Raw genomic sequence first — 16,241 nt, forward strand, 5'->3', positions numbered from 1 at the left:
TATGGAAGAATTAATAGAAAAATTGAAAAGAGAATTAATAGAAGAGCTGAATCTTGAAGAAATCACCCCGGAGGATATCAATGCCGATGCCCCCCTGTTCGGTGATGGCGGTTTAGGACTTGATTCCATTGACGCCCTCGAAATCATCCTTATTTTGGAGCGTAACTACGGCATCAAGATAAAGAACCCCGCAGAAGGAAAGCAGATTTTCTACTCGGTACGCACATTAGCTAACTACATCTCTGAGAATCAAAAGTGATGAAGATATACGTAACCGGTTTGGGAGTTGTTTCCGGTATAGGACTGGGAGTTGAAGAAAATATCGCTTCACTCAGAAATCATCAGCATGGCATGGGAAAAGTCACTCTTTTCCCTACAGAACTGGATGTGCCGGTATCGGAAGTGAAATACAGTAATGAAGAATTAAAACGGTTACTCTCTTTAGATATACAAAAAACATTCTCACGGACTGCTTTACTGGGTATGTCCGCAGCCAAAGAGGCCATAGATGACGCCCGGTTGGATGCAGCATCTTTGCGCACCGGATTCATTTCTTCCACTTCGGTGGGAGGTATGGACCTGAGTGAACATTTCTACACCTCATTCAAAAAAGACAATAGAAAAGGACGGCTGCGGGAAGTCATCTCCCACGACTGTGGTGCAAGTACCGAACTAATAGCGGATTATCTGAAAGTAAACGACTTTGTAACGACCATCAGCACCGCTTGTTCGTCAGCCGCCAATGCAATCATGCTGGGAGCCCGTATGATTAGAAGCGGGCAACTGGATGCTGCCATCGTAGGAGGAACAGACGCCCTGTGCAAGTTCACCCTTAATGGTTTCAATTCACTCATGATTCTGGACAAGGAACATTGCCGTCCTTTTGATATATCGCGTGCAGGACTCAATTTAGGAGAAGGAGCCGGATATATCGTTCTTCAATCAGAAAAGTCACTCCGGAAAGAGGCGTATTGCCTGCTAAGCGGATATTCCAATGTAAATGAGGCTTTTCATCAGACCGGCAGTTCCCCCGAAGGAAACGGCCCCTTCTGGTCTATGACGGAAGCCATAGGCCAAAGCAATATTCCGCGGGAAGAAATTGATTATATCAATGTACATGGTACAGGAACACCAAGTAACGACCTGTCAGAAGGACTTGCCATCCGTCGGATTTTCGGTGAAAAGGTTCCGGCTTTCAGTTCTGTCAAAGCTTTTATCGGTCACACATTAGGCGCTTCGGAAGGGATTGAAGCCGTTTACTCAGTGCTCTCAGTATATCATGGTTTTATCTATCCCAACTTGAATTTCAGGAAACCTGCAGAGGAAACCGGACTGATACCCGAAACCTCATTTCGCAAGGGATTATCCATCCGCAACGTATTATCGAATTCATTCGGATTCGGCGGAAATGATTCATCGCTGTTGTTTTCCACATTAAAAGACAAATAATGCAACCTGTTTATATCAACCATATTGCCTCTATTCATGCGGACACACCTTCCGGAGAGCACTCTTATTTATCCGCCAATGAACCGGATTATAAGAGTATCATCACCAATGCCACGCTGCGAAGACGTATGAGCCGTATCATCAAGATGGGGGTTGCCTGCGGACTGGAATGCATCAACACCCTGCCTTCCCGGAAAGTGGATGCAATCATCACGGCTACCGGGCTGGGATGCCTGGCAGATACGGAGAAGTTTCTGAACACAATCATTGAGAATGAAGAACAACTACTGAATCCGACTCCGTTTATCCAGTCAACTTTCAATACAATCGGAGCACAAATCGCATTACTTTGCCAGATACACGCCTATAATATGACGTATGTACACCGGGGATTAAGCTTCGAAAGTGCATTATTGGACAGCATGATGAGAATCCGGGAAGGCGATGAAAATGTTCTGGCAGGAGCCATCGACGAGATTACGCCTAACAGTTATATCATACAACAACGGCTGGGATTGCTAAGAGACATACAAGCCGGTGAAGGCGCGCAATTCTTTCTGTTGGGAAAAGAACCTACTGAATCCACTCGGGCAGAATTAATCGGTATATCCACTTTTATCCGCACACATTCCACACAAGAAATAGCCGGAAGGATTCACAGCTTCCTGCAAAGCCATCAATTGACAACCGGACAAATAGATTGGTTTGTTACCGGTAAAAACGGAAATAAAAACGAAGATACCGTATATGATGATTTGGAAAGCAACCTGTTCCCTGAAGCCAAGCATATAACCTTTAAGGACGAATGCGGTGAATATCCCACAGCCTCTTCCTTTGCCGTATGGAAAGTGGCTAAAGCTTTCGGGGAAAGCCAAAGCTCCGGACAAACCGCTTTAATATACAACCATTATCATTCCGTTAATCATTCACTCATTCTAATCCGGAAAAGACAATGATAATAGAAGGTCTGATCATATTAATGATTATTTTCCTCGTCTACGCCTCCTGCAATATCCGCTCTAACATTTATCTCAAGGTATTTTGCAAGAAACAGACGGAAGAGAAAATTGTAGCCGTCACCTTCGATGACGGACCGGATCCGATACAGACTCCCAAAGTATTGCAAATTCTCAAAGAACAGCAGATTCCCGCTTGTTTTTTCTGTATCGGACATAAAGTGACGGGAAATGAGTCATTGATACGACAAATAATCGACGACGGGCATCTGATTGGTAATCATTCTTTTACCCATACCGGTCACTTCCCCTTATATAGCCTGTCGCGAATGAAAAAAGATATGCAGGCTTGCCAGTCTGCTTTAGAACAAGTAACTTCGCAGAAAATCAGGTTATTCCGCCCGCCGTTCGGAGTCACGAATCCTACGATAGCAAAAGCTGTCCGCATATTAGGATATACCCCTATCGGCTGGAATATCAGGACATTCGATACACAGCATCCCTCCAAAGAGAAAGTTCTGCGACGCATCCGAACCAGATTGCGTCCCGGTTCCATTATCCTCCTGCACGACCGGATGCCGGACAGTGACCTGTTACTAAAAGAGATACTTAATTTAATTAAAGAACAAGGCTATACAGTTGTCCGCCTGGACAAAATGCTATAATCAGAAAAGACTATGAGAGCGATACTTATAACACTATTGATAACGTTAGGAATTTCCTGCGCTCATGCTCAGACAATGAATAAGCTAATTCAGACCCGGGAGTTTGAAAGTCGCCTGGCTAAAGAAGCGCAAACCATACAATCCATTGAAAGCGATTTCACCCAAGTGAAATATCTGGATATTCTGGATGAAAAAGTCACTTCCAAAGGGAAGTTCTATTATCAGAAAAGTGGCAAGATATGCATGGAATATGCCCAGCCTGTAAACTACCTGATCGTGATAAACGATTCACGCCTCAAAATTGTGGCAGACGGGAAAAAGAGCACCATGAGCCTAAGTGCCAATAAGATGATGAACCAAATGCAGGATATGCTCACAGCGTGTATGATAGGCGACCTCAGCAAGATGTCTTCCGATTATAAACTGGAATATTTCGAGAATGCCCGACAGTATATGGTAAAGATTAAGCCGGTCAACAAGGCCATACAAGCCTATATCTCAGGTATTGAAATATATCTGGATAAAAAGGATATGTCAGTCTGCAAATTATGCCTTTCGGAAACTGCCGCCAACTATACGGAGTATGAGTTTTACAATAAGAGTTTTAATACTTTGAAAGATGAGACCAGGTTTTCTATTCGCTAATCTGATTTGCGTGTTGTGTCTGTTCGCTTCCTGCGCTTCCTCAAAAGTAGTGGAAGGAGACGGCACCGTTCATGCGGCGCCTATCATCCGTGCCAGTGAATTTTCGCAAAAATATAATATGCAACTTGATTTCATGAAGCACCATTTCAGCGGTCTGCTAATCGTAAAAGAACTGCCGGACCATGAAATAAGAATACTGGCATCCACTTATTTCGGTCTCAGTCTTTTTGACTTCTCACTTCGGGATGAAGAATTCCATGTCAACAGTTGCATAGAACCCATGAAGAAAAAGAAAATACTGCGATTACTGGAAACAGACTTCAAGAATCTATTTTTAAACGGGAAGAATATCCGTATCAAAAAGAAAAACAGTACCTTTGAAAAAAGAGTCACGGGCAGAGGATTCGGTAAATCAGTATTCTACCTGTCAGAGTTCATATCGGGACATCCTGAACAGATAAGAATAAAGCATCCCTGGCTGCGGCTGAGTATACAGTTGGATAAACTAAAAGAAAAACAAGATTAATATGGCTGAACTTCTTTCCGGTTTCTATCATATCACACAATCTGAGAATATCAACGAAACAGATTGGAAAGTGCGGGTTATGCTCAATCCGCAGCACTCCCTCTACGCCGGGCACTTTCCGCAGCAGCTCGTAGTTCCGGGAGTCTGCACGCTGCAAATGATAAAGGAATGTCTGGAAAAGATATACCGGGCTCCCCTGCAATACAAGCAGATAGCATCGTGCAAATTTCTCTCGGTCATTAACCCGGATGAAACGCCTGAGCTGATTTTTTCATTTACAATAAAGAGAAGCGAACCGGACACCCTCCAAGTTCTGGTTGAAGGGGCATCTTCAAAAGATGTTTGCATCAAGTTAAAAGCACTATTAGCCGATAAATAGTTATGGAGGAACGCAACACGGAACAATGGCATGAAAAAGCCGGGCAACTTGGGATTGTGGTGATTATACCGACCTACAATAACGGGAAAACGCTGGCTGCCGTGATTGAAGATGTACTTCTTTACACGAAAGACATCATCATCGTCAATGACGGCTCCACCGACAATACTCCTGCCATTCTGAAAAACTATCCGAAGCTGCACATCATCACCCACCCCAGCAATAAAGGGAAAGGGACAGCCCTGAAAAACGGACTGAAACAAGCCAAAGCATCCGGATACCGGTATGCCATCACAATTGATTCCGACGGACAGCATTTTGCCTCGGACATCCCTCTGTTCATCGAGGAAATAGAAAAAGAACCGGATGTTTTATTAGTAGGTGCCCGCAACCTGACTTCGGACAATATGCCCGGCAAGAACACTTTTGCCAACAAATTTTCCAACTTCTGGTTTAAACTTGAAACCGGAATACAACTCCAGGATACGCAATCGGGTTACCGGCTCTATCCATTACACAAAATTAATGTACAACGATTCTACTATACCGCCAAATATGAATTTGAACTCGAAGCACTGGTCTTTGCCGCATGGGGAGGAACCACGGTTCGGAACATACCCATACACGTGTATTATCCGCCCCAGGAAGAACGAGTTTCGCATTTCCGTCCTTTCCGGGATTTCACCCGTATCAGCATATTGAATACCCTATTAGTACTCATCACTTTCCTTTGGATATATCCGCGTAACTTTTTCCGGAAGCTAACCTGGAATAATTGCCGGAAATTCTTCCATACCCACATTACCCACTCCAGCGAATCGAACCTGAAAATCACTTATGCCATTATGCTGGGGTTTTTTATGGGAATAGTTCCCATCTGGGGATACCAGATGCTTGCCACACTTTTTTTAGCTCATTTGCTCAGATTGAACAAGGTAATAGCCATTGTGGCTGCCAACATCAGCATTCCCCCCATGATTCCTTTCTTGCTGTACGGCAGCTATCTGACAGGGTGCAAGGTCTTGGGCAGATCTGTAGAACTTCACCTTACCGACATTTCATTTGAAAATGTGAAATCAGTTTTAGAGCAATATTTAATAGGAAGTGTTATCTTTGCAACCGCTTGCAGTATATTGGCAGGTATTATTGCTATCAGCCTGCTTACCATATACAGAAGGTCCGGAACAACATGACTCTATTCTTTATCAGATTATATAATTATTTCAAAAGACACAAAGTCCTCTTCTATCTGTCACTCTGTGTTTGCGTCCTTTTTATGGGCTACTTTGCCTATCAGGTCAGGTTTGAAGAGAATGTGACACGCTTCTTCCCCGACACGAAAGGCAGCCAAAACATCATCAAGGTATTTGATAACCTGAAGATAAAGGATAAGATTATCCTCTTAATCTCTCCGGCCGACTCTACGGTTGCTCCGGAACTGATGATAGAAGCAGGCGACCGGCTTAAACAAAACCTGTTAGCGAAAGCGGATCAAGCCTGGATTAAAGATATCTTCTCGGAAGTGGATGAAACCACCATTGAAAAAGCCGGTGATTTTGTTTACGAGAATCTTCCTCTGTTTCTGACGGAGAAAGACTATCAGCATTTCGATTCACTCCTGACACAGGAGGAGATAGAGGCCGTTATGCGCAGGAACTATACCAACCTTCTTTCTCCTGCCGGCATTGCATTGAGAAGTTACATACAGAGAGACCCGCTGGGACTTGGCAATAATGTCTTAAAACATTTACAGGATTTTCAGTTGGAAACCAATTATGAAATCAACAACGGACATATCTTTTCAAAGGACGGAAATACGTTGCTGATGTTTGTGACACCGGTATTCGGAACAGGAAGTACCGGTGAAAACGACAAGCTCATCCAAATCCTTGAAGACGAACTGCAAGAGATTCAAAAAGAATATCCCACAATCAGTGCATCCTATTTCGGGGGACCGTCGGTAGGAGTATATAACGCACGGCAAATAAAGAAGGATACCATCATCACATCTTCGATTGCCCTGCTGATCATCATTGTTTTTATCTCGTTAGTATTCAAGCACAAGAAGTCGATTCCCCTTATTGTCACTCCGGTGTTATTCGGCGGATTGTTTGCTTTGTGCCTGATTTACTTCATTCAGGGATATATCTCTGCAATAGCCGTAGGTGCCGGATCGGCTATTCTGGGTATCGCGTTAAGCTACTCCATACATATGCTGGCACACCAGAACCATGTATCCAGCGTCCAGCAATTAATAAAAGAAATAACCTATCCGCTTACGGTAGGCAGTTTCACTACTATCGGTGCATTCTTCGGGCTCACCTTTACCACTTCCGAACTTTTGCGGGACTTCGGTTTGTTTGCCTCCCTGGCACTTATCGGCACCACCCTTTTCTGTCTCATCTATCTTCCGCATTTTCTGAAAGGACAGGCGGATGTGAAACAAGGCAGAGTATTACGGTTCATTGAAAAGATTAATGCCTATCCGTATGAAAAGAACAAATGGCTGGTAGGAAGTATCGTTATCATCACACTGGTAGGCCTGTTCACCTCACAAAAAGTCCGGTTCAACGAAGATATGATGAGTCTCAACTATGAGCCTCAACATTTAAAACAAGCGGAAGCCAAACTGCAACAGCTCTTCAATGCCCAAGAGAAAACCGTACTCTTTGTCAGTGTGGGCAAAAATATGCCTGAAGCCCTGGAACGCTATACAAACACCAACCGCCAATTGTCCGCTTTCCGGGAAGAGGGGCTTATCAAAGCGTATGCCTCTGCCGAGCAATTCCTTATCTCACCGGAAGAGCAACAGAAACGTTTGGAACGGTGGAACCTCTATTGGGGAGAGCCGAGAAAAATAGTGGCTATCCGCAAGTACATAGAAGATGCCGCACGTACCTATCACTTCCGGGAAGGCAGCTTCGATGCATTTTACCAATGGTTAGAACACCCTTTCCAGCCATACAGTTATCAGGACGACACAAACAGCATTGCCACGACCTTGCTGAATGAATGGCAAACGAGTGCCGACTCCATCACTATGCTTGTCACGCAGGTACGCATCAGCGATGATGATAAAGAAGAGGTATACCAGCAATTCAAGAATGACACCGATGTCGTCGTTTTCGACCGGAGCTATTTCACCAACCAATGGGTATCTGCCATCAATAACGACTTCTATCTGATTCTTTATATTTCATCGTTCCTCATATTCCTGGCACTACTGATCTCGTATGGCCGTATAGAACTGACTTTGATAAGTTTTCTGCCCATGCTCATCAGTTGGACAATCATCTTAGGCCTGATGGGTATTTTGGGGATTGAGTTCAATATCATCAATATCATCCTTTCCACTTTCATTTTCGGTATTGGAGACGATTTCAGCATCTTCATCATGGACGGGCTTCAAAACAAATACCGGACAGGAAAGACGATTCTCAACTCTCACAAGACAGCCATCTTCTTCTCCGCATTCACCGCCGTTGTAGGAATGGGAACTTTGGTATTTGCCAAGCACCCTGCCCTGCAATCTATTTCCCTGATTTCCATTCTCGGAATGGCTGCCGTTGTATTAGTGGCGTACACCATTCAGCCTATCATCTTCCAGTTCTTTATAGCCAAACCTGCTTCTAAAGGACTGCCTCCGTACACATTAATAGGCCTACTCCGTACCATCATTCTTTTCATGCTCTTCGTCATAGGATGTATTGTTCTGAGAGTCCTCATTCTCATATTATATATCATCCCCATACGCCGCACCTGTAAGCAACAGTTCGTTTGCCGGATTATCAACATCACTTGCAAGGCTATACTGACAGTAGCGACATTCGTACGCAAAGAACATATCAACGTCTCCGGTGAGACGTTCAAGAAACCGGCCATCATAATAGCCAATCACCAGTCTTTCATCGATATTCTGGAATTGTTGTCTTTCTCTCCAAAGATTATTATGATTACCAATCATTGGGTATGGAGTTCTCCGGTATTCGGAAAAATCATCCGGTACGCCGGTTTTTTCCATGTGGACGAAGGGTATGAACTTTGTGTGGAACGGATGCGTGAAAAAGTCAGAGAAGGGTACTCCATAGCCATCTTCCCCGAAGGGACCCGAACTTACGACGGCAAAATGAAACGTTTCCACAAAGGAGCTTTCTACTTGTCGGAAACACTCCAACTGGATATTATTCCCATCCTTTTATATGGTAATGGAAAGATCATAGCCAAAGCCCAACCTTTCTACATCCGCAAAGGCATTATTTTCTCAAAGATATTGCCGCGCATCCCTTACAATGACCATTCGTTCGGAACCACTTATCAGGAACGTACCAAACGCATTTCCTCATCTATGAAAGAAGAATATGCCCGTATCTGCCTGGAAAAGAATACACCTGCGAATCCCGCATTCTATGAGACTTTAATCTTGAATTACATCTATAAAGGCCCCGTCATCGAATGGTACATCCGTATCAAAGTAAAGATGGAACAGAATTATCAGTTATTCAACCGGCTGATTCCGATGAAAGGTCAAATTACGGATATCGGCTGTGGTCTCGGCCCATTATGCTATATGCTGTCCATGATATCCAAGGAAAGACAAATAGTGGGAATTGATTATGACGAGGACAAAATAGCCATTGCACAGCACGGTTGGCTTCGCGGCGAAAATCTCCGCTTTGAGCATGCCGATGCATCTACCTGCGAACTTCCGGAAAGTGATGTGTTCATCCTGAATGACATGTTGCACTATATGAGCTATCAGCACCAGCATGACTTGTTAGTGAAATGCTCCGCCCTTCTTCGTCCCGGAGGAATGATTATCATACGTGACGGAAACACTGCTGACACCCATAAACATCAGCTGACCCGCCTTACGGAAGTACTCTCCACCCGGATTGTCAACTTCAACCGTACGAGGGAGGCACTCTGCTTTACTTCCGAAACGCAGATTCAGAGTATAGCCAGGGAATGCGGTATGGAAACAAGAACGGTCCGGAATGACAGATATACATCGAATACCATCTATATACTTAAAAAAAGCAATGACCATGAGCAAGTATGACATCATCATCATAGGAAGTGGATTAGGCGGTCTCGAATGTGGAACCATTCTCAGCAAAGAAGGCTACAACGTATGTGTGCTCGAAAAGAATGAACTGTTCGGCGGTTGTTTTCAAACTTACCGGCGGAAAGGACATTTGCTTGATACAGGCATTCACTATATCGGCAGCCTGAACGAAGGGCAAATGATGCATCAGTTCTTTCGGTATGCAGGAATTATGGATAAGCTAAAAGTCCGCAAACTGGACGAGAATGCCTTTGACAAGGTTTACTATAAGAACCGTGAATATGATTATGCCATGGGTTACGAATCCTTTATCGACACCCTCTGCAAAGCATTTCCCGGCGAAAGAGAGAATCTCCGGCAATACACGGCATTGCTGGCGGAAGTAGGCAGTCTGATCAGTGTGGAAAATCTGAAGAAAGGAATCATTTCCACCGAAGGAATGAAATACTTCAACACCTCGGCAGCGGGCATGATAGCCCGTATTACCTCTAACCCCGATTTACAATCAGTGCTGGCAGGCTCTGCACTTCTGTATGGCGGACTGAGGGAACATTCCAACTTCTATGAACACGCCATGATTAACAACTCCTATATACAAGGAGCCTATCGGTTCATTGACGGCAGCATGCAGGTAGCTGACGGAATGATTAACGTCATCCGCGGCAACGGGGGCACCGTACTGAACAGCAGTGAAGTCACCCGCATCATTGTGGAGAACAACCGGGTGCAAGGTGTAGAAATAAACGGCACAGAACAAATAGAAGGAAAATACGTCATCTCCAATGTACACCCCAAGCAAACTCTGACTTTAGTAGATAAGAACCGTTGCATCAAGAACGCCTATATCTCCCGCATCAATTCGTTAGAAAACACATACGGTATCTTCACACTCTATCTGATAATGAAAGAGAAATGCTATCCGTATATGAACCGGAATCTCTATCTGCACGGAGATAACGACGTATGGTATAACAAAAAAAACAGCATGGGACGCACCACCAACTGCATGATTTCCACACAGGCTTCTTCACGCAACAGCGACTATGTAGAGGTGATTTCCATCCTGACTCCCATGTATATAGATGAACTATCCGCCTGGCTGAACACCCTCCCCGAACAAAGAGGAGAAGAATACAAAGCATTCAAAAAGGAGAAAGCCACCCAATTATTGGACTTCATCAAGAGCCACGGAATAGACCTCACCGGACATATTGAAGCTATGTACACTACCACACCGCTAAGTTACAGAGATTTTACCGGCACTTGCGACGGTTCCGCATATGGCATTATCAAAGATTACAAATGCCCGCAGATAGGTTTTGTCTCCACACGAACCAAACTGGAAAACTTATTCCTCACCGGTCAGAACCTGAATGTACACGGTGCCTTAGGGGTTACACTGACCTCTATCATTACTTGCGGAGAACTTTTAGGACATGAATATTTAGCTAAAAAGATAGGTCATGCATAAGATTATAAAGAAAACAATCAAATATACAGCCTGCGGCATAGGATTGCTTCTCGTTGCCGTCGCCCTCTTTGTAGCTGTGCTCTATTTCTCCGCCGATATGCTGACTCCCGAATATACTCCCCGGTCCGCCGGAGAAGTAGTATGCACCGACAGCCTGCGGCAATATGAAGGGAATTACTTACGACACAGCAACAGTGGACTATGGGAATTAAAAGTGAACGGCAATGCCTTCCAGCGTGGTGAAGCCATAGGGAAACTTTCTCCTGACTTGCTATATTACCAGGAAAAAGTCTTTGTGGATCAGATACGCGAGATTGTACCTTCCGACAATTACCTCAAGTTCCTGCGCTTCTTCATCGTGCTCTTCAACCGTAATTTAGGGAAGAACGTTCCGGAAGAATTCAGAGATGAGATTTATGGTATTTCGCTCTCCTGCACGCATGAGTATGACTTCATCGGTACTCCCTATGAACGTCAGCTCAATTACCACTCAGCACATGACCTGGGACATGCCATGCAAGACTATATGCTGGTAGGTTGCAGTTCTTTTGCAACCTGGGGGGAAAACAGCGCCGATTCGTCCCTCATCATCGGACGTAATTTCGATTTCTACATGGGCGATAAGTTTGCACGCAACAAGCTGGTATCCTTTTACCAGCCGGAGCAAGGCTATAAGTTCGCCTCTATCGGTTGGCCGGGCATGATTGGCGTACTTTCAGGCATGAACGAAACCGGGCTGACGGTAACTATCAACGCAGCCAAATCAACCATGCCGACTGCTTCCGCCACCCCCATCTCTATCCTGACCAGAGAAATACTGCAATACGCTTCGACCATTGACGAAGCCTACGCCATTGCCTTGAAACGAAAAACATTTGTTTCCGAATCCATACTGGTCGGTTCCGCCCGGGACAGAAAAGCCGCTATCATTGAAAAGTCACCGGAAAAGACCGCACTCTTTACCGGCAGCGGCAAGCAGATTATCTGCACAAACCATTATCAATCGGATGCTTTCCGCGATGATGAACGTAACCGGGAGAATATAGAGACTTCTGACAGTCCTTACCGTTTTGCCCGCCTGCAAGAGTTGTTGGAAGAAAACAAACCTATCAACAGCCTGAAAGCCGCCGCCATACTCCGCAATCAGAAGGGACTGGAAAATGCAGATTTAGGTATGGGCAACGAGATGGCCATCAATCAGCTCATCGCACACCATTCCGTTATTTTCCTGCCGGAACAGCAGATTATGTATGTATCCACTTCCCCCTGGCAATGCGGGAAATACATGGCATACAACCTCAATAAGATATTCAGCGACACAGTAGACTTCCGCCACGAAATAACGACTCCGGAACTGACCATCCCCGAAGACTACTTTATCAAACAAGCAGACTACAAGCAGTTCATAGCTTATAAAAAGCTCACAAAGCTCATCCGGGAAAAGACCCGGCGGAAAGAAACCATCGAAGCCAGGGTATTGAATCTTTATGAAGCCTCCAACCCTTCGTTCTATTACGTTTACGAAGTATTGGGTGATTACCATGCCGCCACACGGCAAACCGCTACAGCCATTGCATATTGGCAGAAAGCATTAACATTACCCATTCCCAAGCAAGCTGAAAAAGAGCGTATTCAACAAAAAATCAATAAGAACTCATAATATGGAAAAGAACCCAGACATTCAATTCCGTTCACCGGAAGAAATTAAACTATACCAGGAAACCAGACTTGCCGAGACCTTGTCTTATCTCCAGGCACATTCCCTGTTCTATCAGCAAATGTTCCGTGAACACTCCATAGACATCACCCGAATCAAAAAGATAGAGGACTTGCAGCAAATACCCGTTACCACCAAAACAGACCTGCAACTGCATAACAAGGAGTTCATCTGTGTGGACGGAGATGCCATCATCGACTATGTGACCACATCCGGCACTTTGGGAGATCCCGTCACCTTTGTACTAACCTCCGCAGACCTCGACCGCCTGGCTTACAACGAATATTTGTCTTTCAACACCGCCGGATGCAGCCGACACGATATATTACAACTGATGACCACCATCGACCGGCGCTTCATGGCAGGCCTGGCCTATTACCTGGGAGCCAGGGAATTGGGAATGGGAGTGGCCCGCGTAGGCAACGGAATACCGGAACTGCAATGGGACACCATCCACCGTATTCACCCCACTTGTGGCATGGTGGTGCCTTCATTCCTTATCAAACTGATAGAATTTGCCGAAAAGAACCAGATTGATTACAACAACTGTTCGATGAAAAAGTGCGTGTGCATCGGTGAAGCGTTGCGCAATCCCGATTTCTCTCTGAACACCCTCGGACAGCGCATCAACGAAAAGTGGCCGTCACTCCAACTGTATTCCACTTATGCCTCTACCGAAATGCAGTCATCCTTCACCGAATGTCCGGAGTTCCACGGCGGGCATTTACAACCCGAACTTATCATTGTAGAGTTCCTTGATGACAAGAATCTTCCGGTAAAAGAAGGAGAGCCAGGTGAAGTAACCATTACCACATTGGGAGTTGAAGGTATGCCTCTGCTCCGCTTCAAGACCGGAGATATCTGCTACCATCATTCAGAGCCTTGCGCCTGTGGCCGGAACACCATCCGGTTAAGTTCTGTTTTAGGACGAAAAGGACAGATGATTAAATATAAGGGAACCACCCTCTATCCACCCGCATTATTCGACATATTGGATGACATCCCCAAGGTGAAAAACTATGTCGTCGAAGTATATACCAACAAATTAGGCACGGATGAAATATTAATCCGTATAGGCAGTGAGGAAAACAGCGACAGTTTCGCCAAAGAAATTAAAGATTTATTTCGCTCGAAAATAAGGGTGGCACCTGCCATCCGATTCGAGCCGGCGGATTACATCGCTCAAATACAAATGCCCCCAATGAGCAGAAAAAGCATTAAATTCTTTGATTTACGATAACTTATTTATAATTTTGAAAAACAATAAACTGAGTACTTACTCTAAATTATTAATTGTATGAAAAAATTATTTACTCTCCTGCTTCTGACAACAAGCATGATTTGTTTCGGACAAAACAAGAATTTCCTGAAAGAAGTTTCTGGCATCAATTTCTACGGAGTAGACTATTCTGCGGCAAAAGTATTCGGTGCAGCCGAAGCTCCCGAAGAATTCAGAATAGCATTTGCCAGAATCAACCGTCTGTTCATTACTGAGGCAAAAAAGTATGATGTAAGCAAGAAATTGAAAGTAAAAGTCAATGAAATCTCACTCAATGCCGTTGATAAGGTCAATCAGGACATCGACCTCAGCCAATTGATGACCACCAGTGCAGACTATACCCTAAGCGAGCAAGACATCAAACGGGTTGTAGAAGCACTTCCCATACAGAGTGAACCGGGCATTGGCCTGGTTATCATCGCCAAATTGCTGAACAAGGCAGAAGCATACGGTTCTTATCAGGTAGTATTCTTCAATACCGAAACCAAAGAAATAGTGGAAGACTGGGCAACCGGCGGCAAGGCCAGAGGCTTCGGACTTCGTAATTACTGGGCGGGATCCATCCACAAGGTTATCAACAACCTCTAAACAGAATATGTATTAAATACAAGAAAAATGAGAAAATTACTATTATTGTGTGCCCTATTAGTGGGCGCCTGCCTTCACTGCATGGCACAAAACTACACTGAAGTTGTTTATCTGAAAAACGGAAGTATTATCCGCGGTATTATCATCGAGCAAGTGCCGAACAGCTCTTTAAAAATACAAACCGCCGATGGAAGTATTTTTGCTTATTCAATGGATGAAGTTGAGAAAATCACAAAAGAGTTAGGTACTTCTAGATCTAAGTATCAACAAGCCGGAGATACAAATACCTTTATCGGAGAAAGAAGCTCCTTAAGAGGTTACAAAGGCTTTATTGAAACCGGTTTTACTTTTGACATCAGTGATTACGGTGCCGACCGGGTAGAGTTATTGACTACACATGGTTATCAGTTTAATAACTACTTGTTTGTCGGAGGTGGTGTCGGAGTAAACTACTACACAGATGCGGATTTGACCTCTTTCCCTGTATTTGCCAGCTTCAGAGCAAACTTTACCAATAAAAGGATTACGCCGTTTGGTGATATTAAGACCGGATATGCGTTTGGTGATACAGAAGGAGCTTTCTGTACAATAGGCATTGGCGTACGTCTCGGACTTGCCAAAAAGAAAGCGATGAATCTTAAACTGGAATATACGTATCAGGAATACGATTACAGTGGCTATTATGGCAGCTACTATTATTATGAGAGTGAATCCACAAGTGGTATTGGACTCAAGGTAGGTTTTGAATTCTAAATGAAATAATCCCAATAAACAAGAAACCGGATTGAAGCTATTACAGTGGGATATTCCTAAAATAATAAAATTTAAGGCAACTAATTCATTGCGAGTTAGTTGCCTTTTTTGTATCTTTAAGCATTCCCCCCAAAAAACGGTTTGACGGCCAAAACGGGGGTAATCTAAACTAAAAACACATGGTAAAGATACAAAAAATCTCAGAAATCGAACCTCGTTTAGGTTTTACCGAGTTCGATATGCTAAAAAAATATCGTCAAAGTTTTGCTACGAGTGAATTAGGTCGCCTCCATGCTCTGTTTCCTTTCTCGGAACTGGCCCGACAAATGCATTTGAAGTCCTCTGCTTTGGGTCGTAAAAGTTATTTTTCTCCTGAGGGTAAAATAGCCTTGATGCTCCTGAAGTCCTATACCAACTTTTCAGATTCACAACTGATTGAACATTTAAACGGGAATATTCATTACCAGTTATTTTGTGGTGTTCAGATTGATCCGCTTCATCCACTGACCAATCCTAAAATCGTCAGTGCAATTCGTCAGGAACTGGCGGATCGCCTTGATATTGAGTCCCTCCAGGCTATTTTAGCTGACCATTGGAAACCTTATCTTGAGAACCTTCATGTCTGTATGACGGATGCCACCTGTTATGAAAGTCATCTGCGTTTCCCTACTGATGTCAAACTCTTATGGGAAGGTATTGTATGGCTTCATCGTCATCTGTGCAAACATTGCCGGAGATTGCACATACA

General features: G+C 44.2%; 15 protein-coding genes. All 15 read left to right on the forward strand.

The window, feature by feature from the left end:
- Position 1 precedes the first annotated feature (1 nt).
- The gene (locus BUC01_RS02845; protein WP_025831806.1) at positions 2–259 is read left to right on the forward strand and encodes a phosphopantetheine-binding protein; all 258 of its coding nucleotides are present in this window, start codon (positions 2–4) and stop codon (positions 257–259) included.
- A complete protein-coding gene (locus BUC01_RS02850; RefSeq protein ID WP_025831805.1) occupies positions 259–1,449 on the forward strand; it encodes a beta-ketoacyl-[acyl-carrier-protein] synthase family protein in 1,191 nt (396 codons plus the stop codon). The genes BUC01_RS02845 and BUC01_RS02850 overlap by 1 nt, the downstream gene beginning before the upstream one ends.
- Positions 1,449–2,405 carry a beta-ketoacyl synthase chain length factor gene (locus BUC01_RS02855; protein ID WP_073312643.1) on the forward strand — a complete coding sequence of 319 codons (957 nt, stop codon included), beginning with the start codon at positions 1,449–1,451 and terminating at the stop codon, positions 2,403–2,405. The genes BUC01_RS02850 and BUC01_RS02855 overlap by 1 nt, the downstream gene beginning before the upstream one ends.
- A complete protein-coding gene (locus tag BUC01_RS02860) occupies positions 2,402–3,070 on the forward strand; it encodes a polysaccharide deacetylase family protein (protein ID WP_025831803.1) in 669 nt (222 codons plus the stop codon). Before BUC01_RS02855 ends, BUC01_RS02860 begins: the two co-directional genes overlap by 4 nt.
- 12 nt (positions 3,071–3,082) lie before the next feature.
- Complete coding sequence (locus tag BUC01_RS02865) at positions 3,083–3,715, forward strand: flexirubin biosynthesis/transport protein LolA2 (protein ID WP_025831801.1); 633 nt, start codon at positions 3,083–3,085, stop codon at positions 3,713–3,715.
- On the forward strand, positions 3,690–4,241 hold the full coding sequence (locus tag BUC01_RS02870; RefSeq protein ID WP_025831799.1) for a flexirubin biosynthesis protein LolB2: 552 nt from the start codon (positions 3,690–3,692) through the stop codon (positions 4,239–4,241). The genes BUC01_RS02865 and BUC01_RS02870 overlap by 26 nt, the downstream gene beginning before the upstream one ends.
- 1 nt (position 4,242) lies before the next feature.
- Positions 4,243–4,620 (forward strand): ApeI family dehydratase, encoded by a 378-nt coding sequence (locus BUC01_RS02875; RefSeq protein ID WP_025831797.1) that lies wholly within the window; start codon positions 4,243–4,245, stop codon positions 4,618–4,620.
- A 2-nt stretch (positions 4,621–4,622) separates the two neighbouring features.
- The gene (locus tag BUC01_RS02880) at positions 4,623–5,813 is read left to right on the forward strand and encodes a DUF2062 domain-containing protein (protein ID WP_073312645.1); all 1,191 of its coding nucleotides are present in this window, start codon (positions 4,623–4,625) and stop codon (positions 5,811–5,813) included.
- Positions 5,810–9,679 (forward strand): trifunctional MMPL family transporter/lysophospholipid acyltransferase/class I SAM-dependent methyltransferase, encoded by a 3,870-nt coding sequence (locus BUC01_RS02885; RefSeq protein ID WP_073312647.1) that lies wholly within the window; start codon positions 5,810–5,812, stop codon positions 9,677–9,679. The genes BUC01_RS02880 and BUC01_RS02885 overlap by 4 nt, the downstream gene beginning before the upstream one ends.
- Positions 9,666–11,156: a phytoene desaturase family protein gene (locus tag BUC01_RS02890; protein WP_073312649.1), complete on the forward strand. Its 1,491-nt coding sequence runs from the start codon at positions 9,666–9,668 to the stop codon at positions 11,154–11,156. The genes BUC01_RS02885 and BUC01_RS02890 overlap by 14 nt, the downstream gene beginning before the upstream one ends.
- Entirely contained in the window at positions 11,149–12,816 is a 1,668-nt protein-coding gene (locus tag BUC01_RS02895; protein WP_025831795.1) for a C45 family autoproteolytic acyltransferase/hydrolase, read from the forward strand. The genes BUC01_RS02890 and BUC01_RS02895 overlap by 8 nt, the downstream gene beginning before the upstream one ends.
- Position 12,817: 1 nt before the next feature.
- Positions 12,818–14,113, forward strand: coding sequence for a flexirubin biosynthesis putative acyl-CoA ligase FlxY (locus tag BUC01_RS02900; protein WP_025831793.1), 1,296 nt, complete (start codon positions 12,818–12,820; stop codon positions 14,111–14,113).
- Positions 14,114–14,170: 57 nt separating this feature from the next.
- Positions 14,171–14,740 (forward strand): hypothetical protein, encoded by a 570-nt coding sequence (locus tag BUC01_RS02905; RefSeq protein WP_073312651.1) that lies wholly within the window; start codon positions 14,171–14,173, stop codon positions 14,738–14,740.
- Positions 14,741–14,767: 27 nt separating this feature from the next.
- Positions 14,768–15,493 carry a hypothetical protein gene (locus BUC01_RS02910; RefSeq protein WP_025831791.1) on the forward strand — a complete coding sequence of 242 codons (726 nt, stop codon included), beginning with the start codon at positions 14,768–14,770 and terminating at the stop codon, positions 15,491–15,493.
- Positions 15,494–15,672: 179 nt separating this feature from the next.
- The coding region (locus BUC01_RS02915; RefSeq protein ID WP_073312653.1) for a transposase at positions 15,673–16,241 on the forward strand (569 nt) is incomplete at its 3' end.

The sequence above is a fragment of the Bacteroides stercorirosoris genome, from assembly GCF_900142015.1.
GTDB lineage: Bacteria > Bacteroidota > Bacteroidia > Bacteroidales > Bacteroidaceae > Bacteroides > Bacteroides stercorirosoris.